Origin of the sequence: Terriglobus albidus (assembly GCF_008000815.1) — a bacterium.
Taxonomy (GTDB): Bacteria; Acidobacteriota; Terriglobia; order Terriglobales; family Acidobacteriaceae; genus Terriglobus; species Terriglobus albidus_A.
Window position 1 is genome coordinate 1,958,290 of sequence record NZ_CP042806.1, and the last position, 16,342, is coordinate 1,974,631.

At 55.5% G+C, this 16,342-nt stretch carries 16 protein-coding genes; 12 read left to right on the forward strand and 4 right to left on the reverse strand.

Annotated features, from left to right (window positions below):
• Positions 1-34 precede the first annotated feature (34 nt).
• From FTW19_RS07885 to FTW19_RS07900, 4 genes are all read left to right on the forward strand, one after another.
• Entirely contained in the window at positions 35-397 is a 363-nt protein-coding gene (locus FTW19_RS07885) for a GntR family transcriptional regulator (RefSeq protein WP_147647113.1), read from the forward strand.
• Positions 394-1,257 (forward strand): ABC transporter ATP-binding protein, encoded by an 864-nt coding sequence (locus tag FTW19_RS07890; RefSeq protein WP_147647114.1) that lies wholly within the window; start codon positions 394-396, stop codon positions 1,255-1,257. The genes FTW19_RS07885 and FTW19_RS07890 overlap by 4 nt, the downstream gene beginning before the upstream one ends.
• On the forward strand, positions 1,254-2,180 hold the full coding sequence (locus FTW19_RS07895) for an ABC transporter permease (RefSeq protein ID WP_147647115.1): 927 nt from the start codon (positions 1,254-1,256) through the stop codon (positions 2,178-2,180). Before FTW19_RS07890 ends, FTW19_RS07895 begins: the two co-directional genes overlap by 4 nt.
• Before the next feature lie 306 nt (positions 2,181-2,486).
• A complete protein-coding gene (locus FTW19_RS07900) occupies positions 2,487-3,368 on the forward strand; it encodes a creatininase family protein (RefSeq protein WP_246153635.1) in 882 nt (293 codons plus the stop codon).
• 42 nt (positions 3,369-3,410) lie between these two features.
• On the opposite strand, the gene FTW19_RS07905 is transcribed toward FTW19_RS07900, so the two are convergent.
• Positions 3,411-4,175 carry a 3-hydroxyacyl-CoA dehydrogenase gene (locus tag FTW19_RS07905; protein ID WP_147647116.1) on the reverse strand — a complete coding sequence of 255 codons (765 nt, stop codon included), beginning with the start codon at positions 4,173-4,175 and terminating at the stop codon, positions 3,411-3,413.
• Positions 4,176-4,363: 188 nt separating this feature from the next.
• Between FTW19_RS07905 and FTW19_RS07910 the strand changes: the two genes are divergently transcribed.
• From FTW19_RS07910 to FTW19_RS07935, 6 genes are all read left to right on the forward strand, one after another.
• Positions 4,364-5,518 (forward strand): acyl-CoA dehydrogenase family protein, encoded by a 1,155-nt coding sequence (locus FTW19_RS07910; protein ID WP_147647117.1) that lies wholly within the window; start codon positions 4,364-4,366, stop codon positions 5,516-5,518.
• On the forward strand, positions 5,515-6,627 hold the full coding sequence (locus FTW19_RS07915) for an enoyl-CoA hydratase/isomerase family protein (protein ID WP_147647118.1): 1,113 nt from the start codon (positions 5,515-5,517) through the stop codon (positions 6,625-6,627). Before FTW19_RS07910 ends, FTW19_RS07915 begins: the two co-directional genes overlap by 4 nt.
• Positions 6,620-7,411: an enoyl-CoA hydratase gene (locus FTW19_RS07920; RefSeq protein WP_147647119.1), complete on the forward strand. Its 792-nt coding sequence runs from the start codon at positions 6,620-6,622 to the stop codon at positions 7,409-7,411. The genes FTW19_RS07915 and FTW19_RS07920 overlap by 8 nt, the downstream gene beginning before the upstream one ends.
• Positions 7,412-7,483: 72 nt before the next feature.
• The gene (gene prpB, locus FTW19_RS07925; protein ID WP_246153636.1) at positions 7,484-8,392 is read left to right on the forward strand and encodes a methylisocitrate lyase; all 909 of its coding nucleotides are present in this window, start codon (positions 7,484-7,486) and stop codon (positions 8,390-8,392) included.
• Between the two features lie 27 nt (positions 8,393-8,419).
• Complete coding sequence (gene prpC / locus FTW19_RS07930; protein ID WP_147647120.1) at positions 8,420-9,586, forward strand: bifunctional 2-methylcitrate synthase/citrate synthase; 1,167 nt, start codon at positions 8,420-8,422, stop codon at positions 9,584-9,586.
• A 33-nt stretch (positions 9,587-9,619) separates the two neighbouring features.
• A complete protein-coding gene (locus tag FTW19_RS07935) occupies positions 9,620-11,068 on the forward strand; it encodes a bifunctional 2-methylcitrate dehydratase/aconitate hydratase (RefSeq protein ID WP_147647121.1) in 1,449 nt (482 codons plus the stop codon).
• A 76-nt stretch (positions 11,069-11,144) separates the two neighbouring features.
• Here FTW19_RS07935 and FTW19_RS07940 read toward each other — a convergent pair whose 3' ends face one another.
• Entirely contained in the window at positions 11,145-11,558 is a 414-nt protein-coding gene (locus FTW19_RS07940) for a hypothetical protein (protein ID WP_187143355.1), read from the reverse strand.
• Positions 11,559-11,751: 193 nt separating this feature from the next.
• On the opposite strand from FTW19_RS07940, the gene FTW19_RS07945 reads away from it, so the two are divergent.
• Complete coding sequence (locus FTW19_RS07945) at positions 11,752-12,825, forward strand: AraC family transcriptional regulator (protein WP_147647123.1); 1,074 nt, start codon at positions 11,752-11,754, stop codon at positions 12,823-12,825.
• Between the two features lie 67 nt (positions 12,826-12,892).
• A complete protein-coding gene (locus tag FTW19_RS07950) occupies positions 12,893-14,041 on the forward strand; it encodes a glycoside hydrolase family 172 protein (RefSeq protein ID WP_147647124.1) in 1,149 nt (382 codons plus the stop codon).
• A gap of 15 nt (positions 14,042-14,056) precedes the next feature.
• On the opposite strand, the gene FTW19_RS07955 is transcribed toward FTW19_RS07950, so the two are convergent.
• Together FTW19_RS07955 and FTW19_RS07960 are read right to left on the reverse strand one after the other, a co-directional pair.
• Positions 14,057-15,187: a phosphatase PAP2 family protein gene (locus tag FTW19_RS07955; RefSeq protein ID WP_147647125.1), complete on the reverse strand. Its 1,131-nt coding sequence runs from the start codon at positions 15,185-15,187 to the stop codon at positions 14,057-14,059.
• Positions 15,188-15,293: 106 nt separating this feature from the next.
• Positions 15,294-16,166 (reverse strand): diacylglycerol/lipid kinase family protein, encoded by an 873-nt coding sequence (locus FTW19_RS07960; RefSeq protein WP_187143356.1) that lies wholly within the window; start codon positions 16,164-16,166, stop codon positions 15,294-15,296.
• Between the last annotated feature and the right edge of the window lie 176 nt (positions 16,167-16,342).

Sequence of the window (16,342 nt, forward strand, 5' to 3'; positions counted from 1 at the left end):
CAGTGCATCGGTCATCGATGCAAAGAAGGTGCTCATGGACCAGCTTTGGGATGACGGTCAGCCGATTTATCTGCAGCTACGCGACCGAATTGTGGCCATGTTTCTGGATGGCACGCTGCGCGAGGGCGATCCACTTCCATCAGTGCGGAACATCGCCGCGGAGTACAGAATCAATCCCCTGACGGTCCTCAAGGGCTATCAGGAGCTTGTCGACAGTGGTCTGGTGGAAAGCCGTCGTGGTTTGGGGATGTATATGCTTCCCGGGGCACGCGACCTGCTGCTGCAGGCCGAACGCCAGCGGTTTTTGACCACGCAGTGGCCCAAGGTCGTAGCGACCATCCGTCGCCTGGGGCTTCGCCCCGAAGAGCTTTTGAAAACGTTGAAGGAGGCGCAATGACTGCCTGCATTGAAGCGCAAGGACTCCGCAAAACCTACGGGTCGACCACTGCTCTCGGCGGAGTGGATCTCCACGTCGAAGAAGGCCGAATTCTCGGCCTGATCGGGCCGAACGGGGCTGGAAAGAGCACAACGCTCGACGCCATTCTCGGGCTGATTCCTTACGAAGGCGCCCTTCAGGTGCTTGGCTTGAACCCCTGGATGCAGCGTGAGAAGTTGATGCAGCAGGTCGCCTTCATCGCCGACGTAGCCGTGCTGCCGCGCTGGATCCGCGTCCACCAGGCGCTGGACTATATGGAAGGCATTCATCCGCGCTTTGACCGAGCCAAGGCTGAAACCTTTCTGGCAAAGACCTCCATTCCTCCCAAGGCTCGCGTGAAGGCGCTCTCCAAGGGAATGACAGCGCAACTGCACCTGGCGCTGATCATGGCCATCGATGCCAAACTGCTGGTGCTCGATGAGCCGACGCTTGGCCTCGACATCCTCTACCGCAGGCAGTTTTACGACTCGCTGTTGAACGACTACTTCGACCACCGCCGCACGATCCTGATCACGACGCACCAGGTGGAAGAGGTGCAGCACATCCTGACCGATGTGCTCTTCATCCAGCGCGGCAAGATCACCTTCTCCTCCAGCATGGAGGCATTCGAGACGCGCTACGCCGAGGTGATGGTCCAGCCAGAGAACCTGAATGCCGCCCGCGCGTTGAAACCGGTCTCGGAGCGGCAGGTCTTTGGCCGAAGCGTTCTGCTCTTCGACGGGCTCGAACCGGAGAAGGCAGCAGCACTTGGTGAAGTCCGCACTCCAAGCCTTGCAGATGTATTCGTTGCCATGATGACGCACCAGGGAGGGATCCAATGACCAGCGCCGAAACCCTTGCCATACCTTCTGTCGAGACAGAGAAGACGGTAAATGCACCGCGCCCCTTCTACTGGTCCATCCGTCGCGAGCTGTGGGAGCACCGCTCAATCCTGTTCGCTCCCGCCACCGTGGCGGCTGCGATCATTGTCGTCGCGATTGTGCGTATCAGCTTCCTCACGGCGTTTGTACACAATGGAGGCTCCGTACGCATGGAGAGGAATGGTGGCGGCCAGGACATTGTTGCCGGCATGTTCATGGTTGCGGCCGGCCTTGTCCTCATCACTGCCATTCTGACCGGTGTCTTTTATTCGCTCGATGCGTTATTGAGCGAGCGCCGCGACCGCAGCATTCTTTTCTGGAAGTCACTGCCCGTTTCGGACCGGACGACCGTGCTCGCGAAAGCCGCCGTTCCCATAGTGGTTCTCCCGGGGGTGGCATTTGTTATTACCATCGCGATGAACATTGTGCTGGCTCTGATCTTTTCGTTTGGCCTGCTCATCTTCCGAGAACCACTGGGTGATCTATGGAGCCAGCTTCCGTTCTTTCAGATCCAGGTCTTCGTGCTCTACTTCATCGTGACCTGCACGCTGTGGTATGCCCCTATTTATGGTTGGCTGCTGCTGGTCTCAAGCATCAGCCGGCGGGCAGCTCTTGTCTGGGCAGTGGTGCCTTTCATCGGCGCCGTGGGATTGGAGCGCTTCGCTTTCAGGACCGAGTATGTCGGCCGTTGGCTGCAGCATCGGCTAGCTGGAGGTGTACAGGCGGCCTTCCACTATGCCACGAAGCACAATGGCCCAATAGGCCTGAGAGATGCCACGCCGCTCGTCTACCTGGCGGAGCCGGGACTCTGGATGGGACTCGCAGCTTTCGCGATCTTCCTCTTTCTCTGCATCCGGATGCGCCGTTTCCAAGGGCCCATCTAGGAGCTGTTATTTGGGATGAAAAGAGGGTTTGCCTCCGATACCCATTAAGACTAGTCCGCGTGCAATCTTGATACAAACTGGTGTGGGGCCGGGAGAGACCGAAGGGTGTCTTCCGGCCAAAGGGCCAGCCCCGCGGATCGGGGCCGGTTCGATGGAGAAGCCTCCAAGCCCCCAGGCATTCTTTCTTCCACAGGTAACGACAAGCTCTCAATGGAATGTTCTATTGACTGAAACCCTATAGCAGGCGCTACCCTCGCATCGGGCCAGATGTGACGTGCCAGATACCTGCTATTCGGGAGATAGATCATGTACAGACCATTCATCGCGCGCGTCATTGCGATGGCAGCAATCGCCGTTTCGGCTCTACACGGCCAGTCACTCTCCACGCACTGGGAAGACCTCACAGCCCCTGATTTCGTTCAAGCGCTGCAACAGTCGAAGCAGACCTGCCTTCTGCCCTTCGGCATCATCGAGAAGCATGGTCCATCCGGCCCGCTCGGAACGGATCTGATGAATGGCCGCTATATCGCCGATCTGGCCTCCCATCAGGAATACACCATCATCTTTCCTCCGTATTACTTCGGTCAGATCGCCGAGGCGCGCTCTCAGCCTGGAACTCTCGCCTACCCAGCCCGCATTCAGATGAAGCTGCTGCAGCTGACGGTCGATGAGATGGCCCGCAACGGATGCAAAAAGATCATCATTCAAAACGCGCACGGTGGAAACACCATGCTGCTGCATTATTTCGCGCAGACGCAGCTCGATCAGCGGCACGACTACGTTGTCTATGGTTACTTCGCTACGCCGGCCTCGGATCTTCCAGCCGCCGCCAAGCCATCGAAGCCTGGCGTCGACGGTCATGCCGGCGAGGGAGAGGTCTCCAATATCATGGCGCACACACCGCAGGATGCTCATCCGGAACGCGCCGGCCAGCAGTCAGGTGCCGACCAGCAACGGCTTAGCCTTCCTGGAAGCGTCTATACGGGCATATGGTGGTATGCCAGCTATCCGAATCACTATCAGGGTGATGCCTCCGGAGCGACGGCAGCTCGGGGAAAAGCAGCTACGGAATTCAGCGCCAAACAACTGGCTGCCGCCATCAAGGCAATCAAGGAAGATACCAGCGCCGCAGCCATACAGAAGGAGTTTTACGATAAGGCCGATACGCCGGTTAACACCAAGCAGTAGCGCGTGCAAGCTCGGGCCAGGACGGCGAAACTCGGGGCTTATCTACTTCGCTTGCATGCGCAAGGCGCCGTCCAGCCGGATGGTTTCTCCGTTGATCATGATCTGCTCAAAAACGGAGCAAACAAGCTGTGCAAACTCTTCTGGCTTGCCTAGCCGGGAAGGGAAGGGAACGGTCTGCGCCAGCGAGTCCTGTACTTCCTGGGAGAAGCCGCTCATCATCGGCGTCAGGAAAAGTCCCGGAGCAATGGCCACAACCCTGATTCCGCTGCGCGCAAGCTCCCGCGCTGCCGGTAGCGTCAGGCCTACAACCCCCGCCTTCGATGCCGCATACGCTGTCTGCCCGATCTGTCCCTCGAACGCAGCAATTGAAGCGGTATTCACAATCACGCCTCGCTCTCCATCCGCAGTCGGAGTATTCTGAGACATTGCGGCGGCGGCCAGGCGCATCATATTGAATGTGCCAATCAGATTGACCGTAATGGCCTTGGTGAAGGTAGAAAGCGAATGAGGGCCGTTCTTTCCAACCACACGCTCACCCGGCGCAATACCCGCGCAATTCACCAGTCCATGCAACGCGCCAAACCGTCGTTTAGCTTCCTGTACGGCGTTCAGTCCATCATCTTCACTTGTCACATCTGTCGGCACGTATACGGCGGACTTTCCCAGCTCTTGCGCTAAAACGTTGCCTGTCGGGCTCACATCCGCGACGACAACGGAGCCTCCGCGACTCACCAGTGCGCGCGCGGTTGCAGCTCCGAGCCCTGAAGCAGAACCGGTGACAAGAAATGTTCTTCCCGCAATCTCCACTCGTTTCCCCCGGCATTTCCTGGTTGGTGACATCCTGATAGCGGACGCTATAAACTGCACACCACTTCGCGCAGAATGGCGAGACCCAACTTAGTGAATCCGAAAACCGCTGTCAACCTTGTGCGCAACCAATTGAATAATGGGGATCATGGCCGGCGGAACGGGACTTCTCACTGATCAGGAAGGCGATGGCACATCTCTTCTCTCTTACAGCCGAGCAACAGGAAATCAGCAATGTGGCGAAGAAATTCGCTGCGACCGAGATTGCTCCGCACGCTCTCGAATGGGACCAGGCAAGACATCTCCCATTAGACGTGATCCGTTCCACCGCACCTCTCGGCATGGGTGGGATCTACGTGCGAGAGGATGTCGGCGGCAGCGGGCTCGATCGCCTCGATGGTGTGCTGATCTTCGAAGGTCTTGCGACAGGATGTCCTGTGATCTCCGCTTATATCTCCGTTCACAACATGGTCGCCTGGATCATCGACACCTTCGGTGACGAATCTCAACGAAAAGCCTATTTACCCAGACTGTGCTCTATGGAATCGACGGGAGCATACGCGCTGACCGAGCCTTCGTCTGGTTCCGACGCCGGCGCTCTCGCTGCGAGAGCTGTTCGCGATGGCGACACGTACGTTCTAAACGGGGTCAAGCAGTTCATCAGCGGGGCCGGTGTACCTGGGACTATCTATATCGTTATGGCCCGTACCGCGGATACAGGTAGCCGCGGAATATCGGCGTTCCTGATTGAAGACGGAACGCCGGGACTCTCTTTTGGAGCGCATGAAAAGAAGATGGGCTGGCATGCTCAGCCAACTCGTCAGTTGATTCTCGAAGATGTACGAATCCCGGCGAGGAACCTGATCGGACAAGAAGGACAAGGCTTCAAGATCGCCATGGCGGCCTTGGATGGCGGCCGACTGAACATTGCAGCGTGTTCGTTGGGCGGGGCTTCCACGGCGCTGGAAAAGACGCTCCACTACGTCGCAGATCGGCATGCATTCGGAAAGCGCCTGGCCGACTTCCAGGCACTTCAATTCAGGCTTGCCGATATGGCAACCGAGCTCGAAATCGCGCGAACATTCCTATGGCGGGCCGCCGCATCTCTCAGTGGGCGCAGCCGCGATGCAACTGTCTTGTGCGCGATGGCAAAGCGATTTGTGACCGACGTAGGCTTTCACGTGGCGAATGAAGCACTTCAGCTTCACGGCGGTTATGGCTATCTGTTGGAGTACGGCATCGAAAAGATCGTCCGTGATCTGCGTGTCCATCAGATTCTTGAGGGAACGAACGAGATTATGCGGCTGATTGTCTCTCGGAGCCTTCTCGAGGACCTCAAGTGAGCGAGGTCGAAATCCGGGTCGAAGGCGCTTGCGGCCGTTTGACCCTGAATCGTCCATCAGCGCTCAATTCATTGACGCTGATGATGGTGCGTGAGCTTAAAGCTGCTCTACGGCAATGGATAGAAGATCCTGCAGTTGAGTTCATCCTGCTCGATGGCGCCGGTGAGCGTGGACTATGCGCGGGTGGTGATATCCGGGCCTTGTACGATGCAGCCCGATCAGGACGTCTCGAGGAAGCAGCAACTTTCTTTCGCGAAGAGTATGAACTAAACAGTCTGATCTCCAGTTACCCAAAGCCATACATCGCATTGATGGACGGTGTTGTCATGGGTGGCGGCATCGGTATCTCAGCCCATGGCTCACTCCGCGTCGTCACGGAACGTTCTACCCTGGCCATGCCCGAAACGAGAATCGGATTTATTCCGGACGTGGGCGGGACATTTCTGTTAGCCAGGGCTCCGGATGAACTGGGAACCTATGCAGCACTGACCGCCAGTCGTTTAGGCCCGGCGGACGCGCTTCTTCTCCGGCTAGGCGATCTGTTCATCTCGTCAAACGAAATTCCCTCGATGATCGCGGAACTAGCGCTCTGCAGGACGGCACTGGATGCGCACGAATTGCTCCTCAACAAGAGCGCAGCCCCATCGCCTGGTTCTTTGGAAGCGGAGCGCCAGTGGATTCGCCGCTGCTTCTCGAGGCAGACAATCGAAGAGATTCTCAACAGCCTGGACGAAGAAACGAGCGATATCGCCCAACGTGCCGCCGCGGAGATCCGCAAAAACTCGCCTACCGCGCTCAAGGTCACTCTTCGCGCTCTGCGGGATGCGCGGCACAAGGCTGACCTTGGCTATTCTCTGCGGCAAGAGTACAACCTTGCCATGGCGTGTCTGCAAAATCCGGACTTCCTCGAAGGAGTACGCGCGGCACTCATTGATAAGGACCAACAGCCTCGCTGGTCCCCCGATGACCCGGCTCGCGTCACCGGTGAACAAGTCGAGAAGTTTTTTCAGAACCACGAATTCCCACCCCTAAACCTGGGTCATACGTACTCACAACGAGGGGTGTCGGGCGACAATCGTAGAAATCTGAGTAGAGGGAACTATGGCTGAACAACAATTAAATCAAGCCGAAACATTACTGATCGAGACTCGCGGTCGTGTAGCTCTCATCACCCTGAATCGCCCCGGCGCTTTGAATGCTCTCAATAGGCAAGCGATGCAGGAGTTAGCGGAAGCGACACGCCACTTCGACCGCGATCCGAATATCGGCTGCATCGTGATCACTGGTTCCGAAAAGGCTTTTGCGGCTGGTGCAGACATCAAAGAGATGCAGCACCAGAGCTTCATGGACGTTTATCTCGCTGATTGGTTTTCCGGCTGGGAAGAGTTGACGCGCACCCGTAAGCCGATGATCGCTGCAGTCTCCGGCTATGCGCTGGGAGGCGGATGTGAATTGGCGATGATGTGTGACATCATCTATGCCTCGGAGACGGCGAAGTTCGGCCAACCGGAGATAAAACTTGGTGTTATACCAGGCATGGGCGGCACGCAACGGCTAACGCTCGCCATCGGCAAGTCGAAAGCGATGGAGATGTTTCTCACCGGCCGCGTGATGGACGCAGCCGAAGCAGAAAGGAGCGGCCTGGTCGCGAAAGTCTTTCCGGTCGATCGACTCCTGGAAGAAGCTTTAAAAACCGCGGAGACGATTGCAGCGATGTCGATGCCAGCAACCATGATGATGAAGGAAGCAGTCAACCGATCCTTTGAGGTCTGTCTTGCTGAAGGGATACGTTTTGAGCGCCGCGCATTTCACTCCATCTTTGCCACTCAGGACAAGGCCGAAGGCATGAGTGCCTTCGTCGAAAAACGAACACCCAACTTTTCAAACAGCTAGGAAGCCCCAGATGTTGGAGAAAATGCATTGACGCTCCACGGCGATCAACTTAGCGTTTAGACGGAGAAAAGTGTGGCGAATCAGGCGATGGAATCACCGGGACTGAAGTTTAGGACTGCCGTAAGAGAAGAGAAACCCCTGCAGATCGCAGGCGCTATTACGGCCTATGCCGCCCGCCTGGCGGAGGCAGCCGGGTTCCGTGCGTTGTATCTTTCCGGCGGAGGAGTCGCGGCAAACTCTCTCGGTCTTCCGGATCTGGGGATCAGCACGATGGAAGATGTCTTGATCGATGCTCGTCGAATTACGGATGCTTCCGCACTTCCGCTGCTGGTTGATATCGACACCGGGTGGGGTGGCGCCTTCAATATTGCGCGCACCATCCGCTCGATGATCAAAGTAGGAGTTGCTGCGGTTCACATGGAAGACCAGGTAGGCGCGAAGCGATGTGGACACCGGCCGGGCAAAGAGCTGGTCAGCCGGGAAGAGATGGTTGACCGGATTAAAGCGGCGTGCGACGCCCGCACCGACGAGAATTTTGTATTGATGGCAAGAACCGATGCACTGGCGAGCGAGGGGCTCTCCGCGGCTCTCGATCGCTGTGCGGCCTATATCGCGGCCGGCGCAGACATGATCTTTGCTGAGGCGGTAACCGATCTAGAGACCTATCCGAAGTTTGCAGAGCTTGGGGTGCCGATTCTGGCAAACATCACCGAATTTGGACAGACTCCGCTCTTCACGCTGGAACAGCTCAGTGAAGCGAAAGTCGACATGGTTCTCTATTGCTGCGCGGCCTACCGTGCCATGAATGCAGCTGCTCTAAAGGTTTATCAGACTATCCGAAAGGAAGGGACGCAGCAGAATGTCGTTCCGCTGATGCAAAGCCGCGCAGACCTTTATCAATATCTCGGTTATCACGCTTACGAAGACAAGTTGGATGAGCTGTTTTCCAAATCGAAAACGGATCCGGCTTCCAAACGGTAGCCGCATTTCAAATGCATGGAGCAACGTATGTCCGAAGCAACGGTACCTGGCTCAAATCCGGCTTTCAAGCCCAAGAAATCAGTTGCACTCTCTGGCACCCCCGCCGGAAACACTGAACTATGCACCGTCGGCCGCTCCGGCAATGACCTGCACTACCGCGGTTACGACATCCTCGAGTTTGCGGATACAGCCGAATTCGAAGAGATCGCGCATCTCCTGGTGCATGGTGTTCTTCCAAACGCCGCAGAACTGAGCGCATACAAACGAAAGCTTTGGGCACTACGCGGGTTGCCTTCAGAGGTCAAGGCCGCGCTGGAGTTACTGCCGGCGGCGGCACATCCGATGGATGTCCTCCGGAGTGGTGTATCAGCCCTTGGGTGTGCGTTGCCGGAAAAGGACGATCACAACCTCGCCGGAGCACGAGACATCGCCGATCGCTTGATGGCATCGCTCGGGTCGATGCTCCTGTATTGGTATCACTTTCGGATCCATGGAAGAAAGATCGAAGTCGAGACGGACGACGAGACGATTGCAGCCCATTTTCTTCATCTGCTACACGGCAAGACGGCGTCCCCAGAGTGGATTCGCGCAATGGATACCAGTCTGATTCTCTATGCCGAGCATGAGTTCAATGCATCCACCTTTACAGCGCGTGTGATCGCAGGAACTGGTTCCGATCTCTTTTCGTGCATTACCGGCGCGATTGGTGCTCTCCGTGGCCCGAAACACGGCGGGGCGAACGAGGTCGCACTGGATATCCAGAAGCGATACTCATCGGCGGATCAGGCTGAAGAAGACATCCGGCGGCGACTTGAGGCCAAAGAGGTCATCATCGGCTTTGGACATCCCGTTTACACGGTGTCCGACCCGCGCAACAAGGTGATTAAAGAGGTTGCGCGTCGGCTCTCTAAGGACGCCAACGATATGAAGATCTTCGAGGTCGCGGAGCGTCTGGAGGGCGTGATGTGGGAGACCAAGAAGATGTTTCCGAATCTGGACTGGTTCAGCGCAGTAAGTTACCACATGATGCAGGTCCCTACGTCTCTATTTACGCCTCTGTTCGTGATCGCCCGCACCTCGGGCTGGAGCGCACATGTGATCGAACAACGTATAGATGGGAAGATCATTCGGCCGTCTGCCAATTACACCGGCCCGGAACCGCGTCCATTCGTTCCTCTTGCGGATCGAAAATAGAATCAACACACCTAGTTGAAGATTGAGAGAGATATGTCCGGCGGATTTCTAAGCACGCAGCAAGAGTACGACCAGGTAATCGTGGACATCGTCGATTACGTGTACCACTATGTGATCGAAAGTAACCTCGCATATGCGACGGCCCGGTGGTGTCTTATGGATACGCTTGGTTGCGGTCTGGAAGCACTTGAATATCCCGCCTGCACCAAACTTCTTGGGCCTGTCGTTCCAGGGACAGTGGTACCGCTCGGCGCAAAGGTTCCGGGAACACAGTTTCAATTAGACCCCGTACAGGCTGCCTTCAATATCGGAGCCATGATTCGATGGCTGGACTTCAATGACACATGGCTGGCTGCTGAATGGGGACATCCATCGGACAACCTCGGCGCCATCCTGGCAGTTGCCGATTGGATCTCCCGTACGGCAATCGCTCAGGGCAAGCCAGCTTTATTGATGAGAGATGTCTTGACGGCGATGATCAAGGCACACGAGATCCAGGGGTGTCTTGCCCTCGAGAATTCCTTCAATCGAGTCGGCCTCGATCATGTGATCCTTGTGAAGGTTGCCTCGACTGCCGTGGTTAGCTGCATGTTGGGGCTGTCGCGAGCCGAGGCCCTTGCTGCTGTTTCACTCGCCTGGGTCGATGGGCAAAGTCTTCGCACATACAGACACTTCCCTAATACTGGTTCACGGAAGAGCTGGGCAGCCGGAGATGCAACCAGCAGGGCTGTACGTTTGGCCTTGATGGCATCTACCGGCGAGATGGGATATCCAAGCGCGCTGACGGCGAAGACCTGGGGTTTTTACGATGTCTCGTTCAAAGGGCAACCATTTCGTTTCCAACGCCCATATGGCTCATACGTAATGGAGAACGTCCTTTTCAAGATCAGCTTCCCGGCTGAATTCCATTCGCAGACCGCCGTAGAAGCAGCGATGACGCTGCATGGAAAACTGAGCGAGATCGGCAAAGACGCTTCAGCAATTCGAAAGATCACCATCCGCACGCACGAGGCCTGCCTTCGCATCATCGATAAGAAGGGGCCATTGAAAAATCCGGCGGACCGCGATCACTGTATCCAATATATGGTGGCGGTGCCACTCCTCTTTGGACGCCTTCTTGCCTCGGACTATGAAGATCAGGTTGCCAACGATCCTCGTATCGATGCCTTGCGAGAGAAGATCGAGATGGTGGAGGAGCCGCAGTTTACGGCGGACTACCATGCTCCCGAGAAGCGCTCCATCGCGAACGCCTTAACGGTCGAGTTGACGGATGGAAGCACTCTTCAGGAGACGGTGGAGTTCCCAATCGGACATCGTCTTCGCCGCGAAGAAGGTGTTCCGCTGCTCGAGGCAAAGTTCCGCAGGAACCTCGCGCGGCGTTTCCCGCCAAAGCAGCAAGACCGGATTCTGGCGGCATCGGTGGATCAGTCGCTCCTGGAAGCGATGCCTGTCCATAGTTATGTTGACATGTATGTGATCTAGCCCTGGTCAGAATTTAGGACGCCCTCTAAACGCACTAGAATGTCCACTTGTCCAGGAAGACAAGCAACTGGTTGCTTTAGAATCGCCATCCCAGATGTACAGTCGGGAACACACTGAGCTTATTTCCGCGAACGGTTTCTCCCGCGACGGAGACGTCCTTCGCACCAAACTGATAGTCCAACGAAATCCAGGGGCTCACATAGAAGTGCTCACCAACATTGAACCGGTAACCGACACGCGGGCCCAGGCCGGTAATGTTGTTGTAACGGCGTTCGTGCGTCTGGTTCAATTCATAACGGACCTGGGAATAATTGCTGTCGACGCCGAAGAACAATCCATCCAGAGGCCGCAAAGGGAAGTAGTCGAACTTGATCGTTCCTCCGCGGGAGTTGACGGTAAAAGCGCTGTTTCCGTAAGTCCACTGTGGAAGCTCAGCACCATATGTTCCAAGTTGGAGGCGAAACCTGCCCGCAGAAGAAGGGCGGGCCACGTGAGCGGAGAATCCTTTTAATGCATAAGCCATTGGATCGGCCTCAACTTCCCATTGAGCATGGGCGAAAGCTGATCCCGAAAAAAGCAGCGTGCAGCAGAAGAGCAATCGATAGAACATCTTTGTCAAAACCTTCTTTTGATCCTTTTTGTGCTTCGATTGCTACGATAGAGGCACTCTCTATGAGCAGTGAATGACGCGGCCGGACCAAAGTATTGACCGAAATGGCCACACTCGAATGACGGCGTCGATAGGCAAGATTTCACTTTCCATCCGAACTGTTCAGCCTGTTCTCGCCTACATTTCTGGCAAAGGCTATGACAGTTCCGACTTTCTGCGATCCAACAATGTCGATCCCTCGATCGTTCGCGATCCTGAAGCGCGTTTGCCTCATAATGTAGCGGTCTCATTGTGGCTGGCTGCAGGACGGCTGACGAATGATCCGAATCTGGGGCTTCATGTTGCCGGAGGTATTCGGCCTGGTGTGTATGGAGCACTGGACTATGCTGTGCGAACTTGCGAAACCCTGGGAGAAGGGCTGCAACGGCTTTGTCGCTATCATCGCTTTCTGCATGACATCGCGGAGACGAGACTCTCTGTCAACGGCGACCGTGCGATTCTCAATCATTTCCTGCCTCTCCCTGGGGGACCGCCAAGCGCAGTTTCGGAATATGTCGTGGCAAGTTGGCTGCTGGGCACACGTCAGGCTACCGGTTTAAATTGGACTCCCCTCGAGGTGCGGTTCCCTCACACAGCGCCGGCTGACACGTCTGAACACAAGCGGTTGTTCGGTTGTAGCCTGAAATTCGGATGCGAGAGAAGTGAATTGGTTTTTGCGCGAGAACTTCTCGCAACCCCTCTCCTAAAAGCCGATCCCGCTCTCCAGGCAATCCTGGAAGCTCATGTTGTAGCTATCATCGAAAGACTGCCAAAAGCAGAGGCGATAACAGATGCGGTTCGTCGTCATCTCGCCGGCGAACTGGGTAAACATCAGCCGAATCTCGAACGTATCGCACCCCGCATGCATATGACATCGAGAACGTTACGCAGGCGGTTGGATGAGGAAGGGACGAGCTTTCGCCAGATCCTCACTGATGTGCGACGTGAAATGGCCGTGCGCCATTTATTGGAAGGCCGTTTGGCTATTGGTGAAATCGCGTTTCTACTCGGTTTTTCAGAGCCCAGTGCTTTTCATCGTGCTTTCAAGCATTGGACTGGTCATGCGCCACTCGCCTATCGTGCGGCACCTCCGCAGACCGGATCTTGAGGAAGTGATATCCTCCACGTCGTTAAGAAATGTCGCAAATGTGATGTGTCGGAGGGTTTGCTGAGGCATGAAGTCCACAATCGTGTTTGTACTGTTCCTGGTTATGTCGTCCTGTTTTGTCCACGGCCAAGGTCTGGAGGGCTTTCCCGACCCCACGGTGCAGCAGACTTACACTATGCACCGGTCTTCGAGCCGTGAAGCTACCGGAGCGAATGCGGATTTCCGGACAATCACCCCTGGGGAAACTCTGACGATTCTTGATGTCGACGGCCCCGGCAGAATTTCACACATCTGGTTCACCCTGAATGCTCCGGAGAGCTATCACCTGAAGCGTGCTGTTTTGCGCATGTACTGGGACGGAGAGAGCACGCCGAGTGTTGAGACGCCAATTGGAGACTTTTTCGGTTTGGGCAATGGCCAGTACTATTTCTGGTCGTCGCCGGTTTTGTCTGTTGGAACGGATCGCTCTCTCAATAGCTACTTTCCAATGCCGTATGCCAAGCATGCTCGTATCACCGTAACCAATGAAGGCAAGCAGTCGGTCAGCAACTTGTATTGGAATATTGATTATCGGCAGGAATTAAAACCTCTACCTGCCGGTACGTTGTATTTTCACGCGCAATATCGGCAAGCGCAGCCGAATCATGGCTGGGTCTCCGACTGGTACGACAACGGTGATCCACGTGTGAACTACCGCCGCAACCTCGATGGCAAAGATAACTACGTATGGTTCGAAGCCAAGGGGCATGGGCAATTTATTGGTGTAACCATGTCTGTGCTGCAAAACCAGGATGGATGGTGGGGGGAAGGGAACGACCGGTTTGAAGTCGACGACGGCGCCGTACCGACGGTTGTAGGAACGGGATCAGAAGACTACTTCCTGGGAGCGTGGGATTTCGGCGCGCCTCAGAGTTTTCTGCTACACGGCTCCCCGGTGGTGGGCCCAGAGCTCGCTGGATCTCGATCAAGTGTCTATCGTTTCCATCTTGATTCGCCAATTCCTTTTAGCAAGTCGATGAAGGCGAGCATTGAACATGGCCATGCCAATGCTCGTTCCGACAACTTCTATTCCGTTGCGTACTGGTATCAAGCTGAGCCTCACGCGCCTTTTCCCGCTCTGCCTGAGATGAGTGAACGAATCCCTGCATTACAGGCGGTGGGCGGACCCGGCAATGCGAAGCAGCCTCGTCAGGAAGCTGACCCTCAGCCGAGGTGACTGTTATCTGATTGGCTAAAGAGGCGGCTGGCTATCATGATGTCGATAAATCGGAAAGTGATGATGGGCACGTACGACATAGTGTCCGATCATCCACCCGGCAATGGAGCCAAGGAGTACATCCGTGGGGAAGTGTTTTTCGGCAAGTACACGTGTAAGAGAGGTGGCTGTCGCTCCGGAATAGATTGCGACTTGCTTCCACCGTGACGGATATTCAGCAGCGATCACCGCGGCGGCGGACCATGCCGTCATGGAGTGGCCAGAGATGAAAGAGGAGTTCGTCCCCGAAGAGAGTTGGTAGAAGTTGCCGGCATAGTTATCAACATTACTAGGACGTTCACGAAAAGACGCCAGTTTGACGATTTGCTGAAAAATCTGAGCATCCCCTTCCGCTTCGCCGGAGAGCAGGCCTGTTTCTCGAAGGTGATCGTTATGAGTAGCGATTCCGATCCCGTACATTGCGGCCGACCCACCGACATAGCCATACTCCAAAACATAGGAGACATTATCAGCAGCGTTGTTGAAGCCAGGATCGTGGCTGACAATATCGCGGGCAACGCGACTATCCTGCGTAAGAGAAACCCCGGTCGCAGCTGCAACCGGGAGTATCCATCTGAAATCCCCTGGGCGGATATAGATGGGAGAGGTAAAAATACGATACGTATCGCCCACCACATTCAGCGGAATCTGCTTGAGCGTGACTGGTGGATGAGGGATGTCCTCAAGCGGAATCTTGCCCTGACCATGCGGTTTGGCGGTGATGAGTGAAGAGGGTGCGTTCGGCAGGTTGGCTTGAGTCGCCGGATTTGTCTGCGGTTGTGGTGTTTCCTTTTTTTCGGGCTTGTTCTGGTCGGCTGGAGCGGTGCTCTTCTGTGGCGTGGAGGAATCGTTCTGTGCGACAACCGATGTTGCGGTACAAATCAAAATACATATTACGAAGGAGAGCGAGCGCCGGTTAGTAACCGTTCTCACAACTGAGCCCCTCCTTGCCGTCTGCGGGAAGATAAATAAGACGATGAGGAAGGCTGAGAATTCTGCGCTACCGGTAAGCCCGACACAATCCCAACCATCGAAGCGCTCTAACTGCGGCACGAGAAACGTCATTATCACAAAGAAGATCGCGACGAGTTGGAGAGGCCGATTCATCGGTAACCTCTTGTCAATGACGTTAGATGCGCATGGACCTTACGTCGGGCTTAAGTCGGATAGCAGACAGTCTGTCGTCAAGATGGTTTCTTGATAGTTAGAGGCATTAGCCGGTAATAATCGGAACCTGAAGTGTCAGAAATTTTAACTGCAAAGGCAACTTCCCAATGAGTTCGCCGTCGATCTGAACTGGAAGTGATCCGCTTCCTTCAAGAATGACCTCTTGACACACGCTGATCCGAAGGTTGCGGCTCTGACCGTGAATGGCAAACAGCATTCTGGCCAATTGAAGGGCAAGTCTGAGTCTTCCCCTTTGCTGAAAACTGACAACATGGAATGTTGGCTGTTTAATGTCTGCATGTGGCGTCAACTTCAGGCCACCCGCGAAACGCTGGATTCGTGTGACGATGACCCAGTGAGCGACCCACTCCTCTTGAGGAGTTCGAATTGAAATAGGTTTTTCGTTATGTATCCATAGCGTGGCCAGGGCAGTCGCTATGATTCCGAATGTTCCGAAGCGGCGTGCTTGATATTTTTCGAAGATTTGGACGGCTGCAGCGTCAAAGCCCACACCAACGACGAACGCGAACGGGTGCCCATTGCAAACACTGACGGGAACCTTGAAGGTGGGCCCACGCATCAGCACTTCCGCAAGGGCAACAGGCGTGGTTGGTAGATCTATCTCCCGACTGAAGATGTTGGCGGTCCCAGAGGGAATCAAACCCAGCGGAATGTTCGAGCCGGCGATGCCGCGAAGCACATCATGCAATGTTCCGTCTCCACCCGCAGCGACGATTGCATCGAACTGCCCGCTTAGTGCTGCGTCTTTGGCGATACGCTCACCACGTTCATGTTGTGTCGTATCGACGATAGATATGTGGCAGCCAGCCCGCTGCAGTTCCCGAACGGTATTTCGAAACAACAAACGGCCTCGGGTGCCGGCGTTCGGGTTGTGGATCACGCAGAATCGTTTACGCAAGTCGGAACCCACATCGATCTAGAGCATTTTTCCTGTTGCCGGGTATCCCGGGGGAAACGTGCAGTGGCGTTTTCATTGCGGAAAACGCCCATAGATGAACTAGTCCTGCACTACACCTACAGGAAAAAGGCTCTAGCCGCGCTCGGTCGGGGATTGAAGATGCCGGCATGAAGATA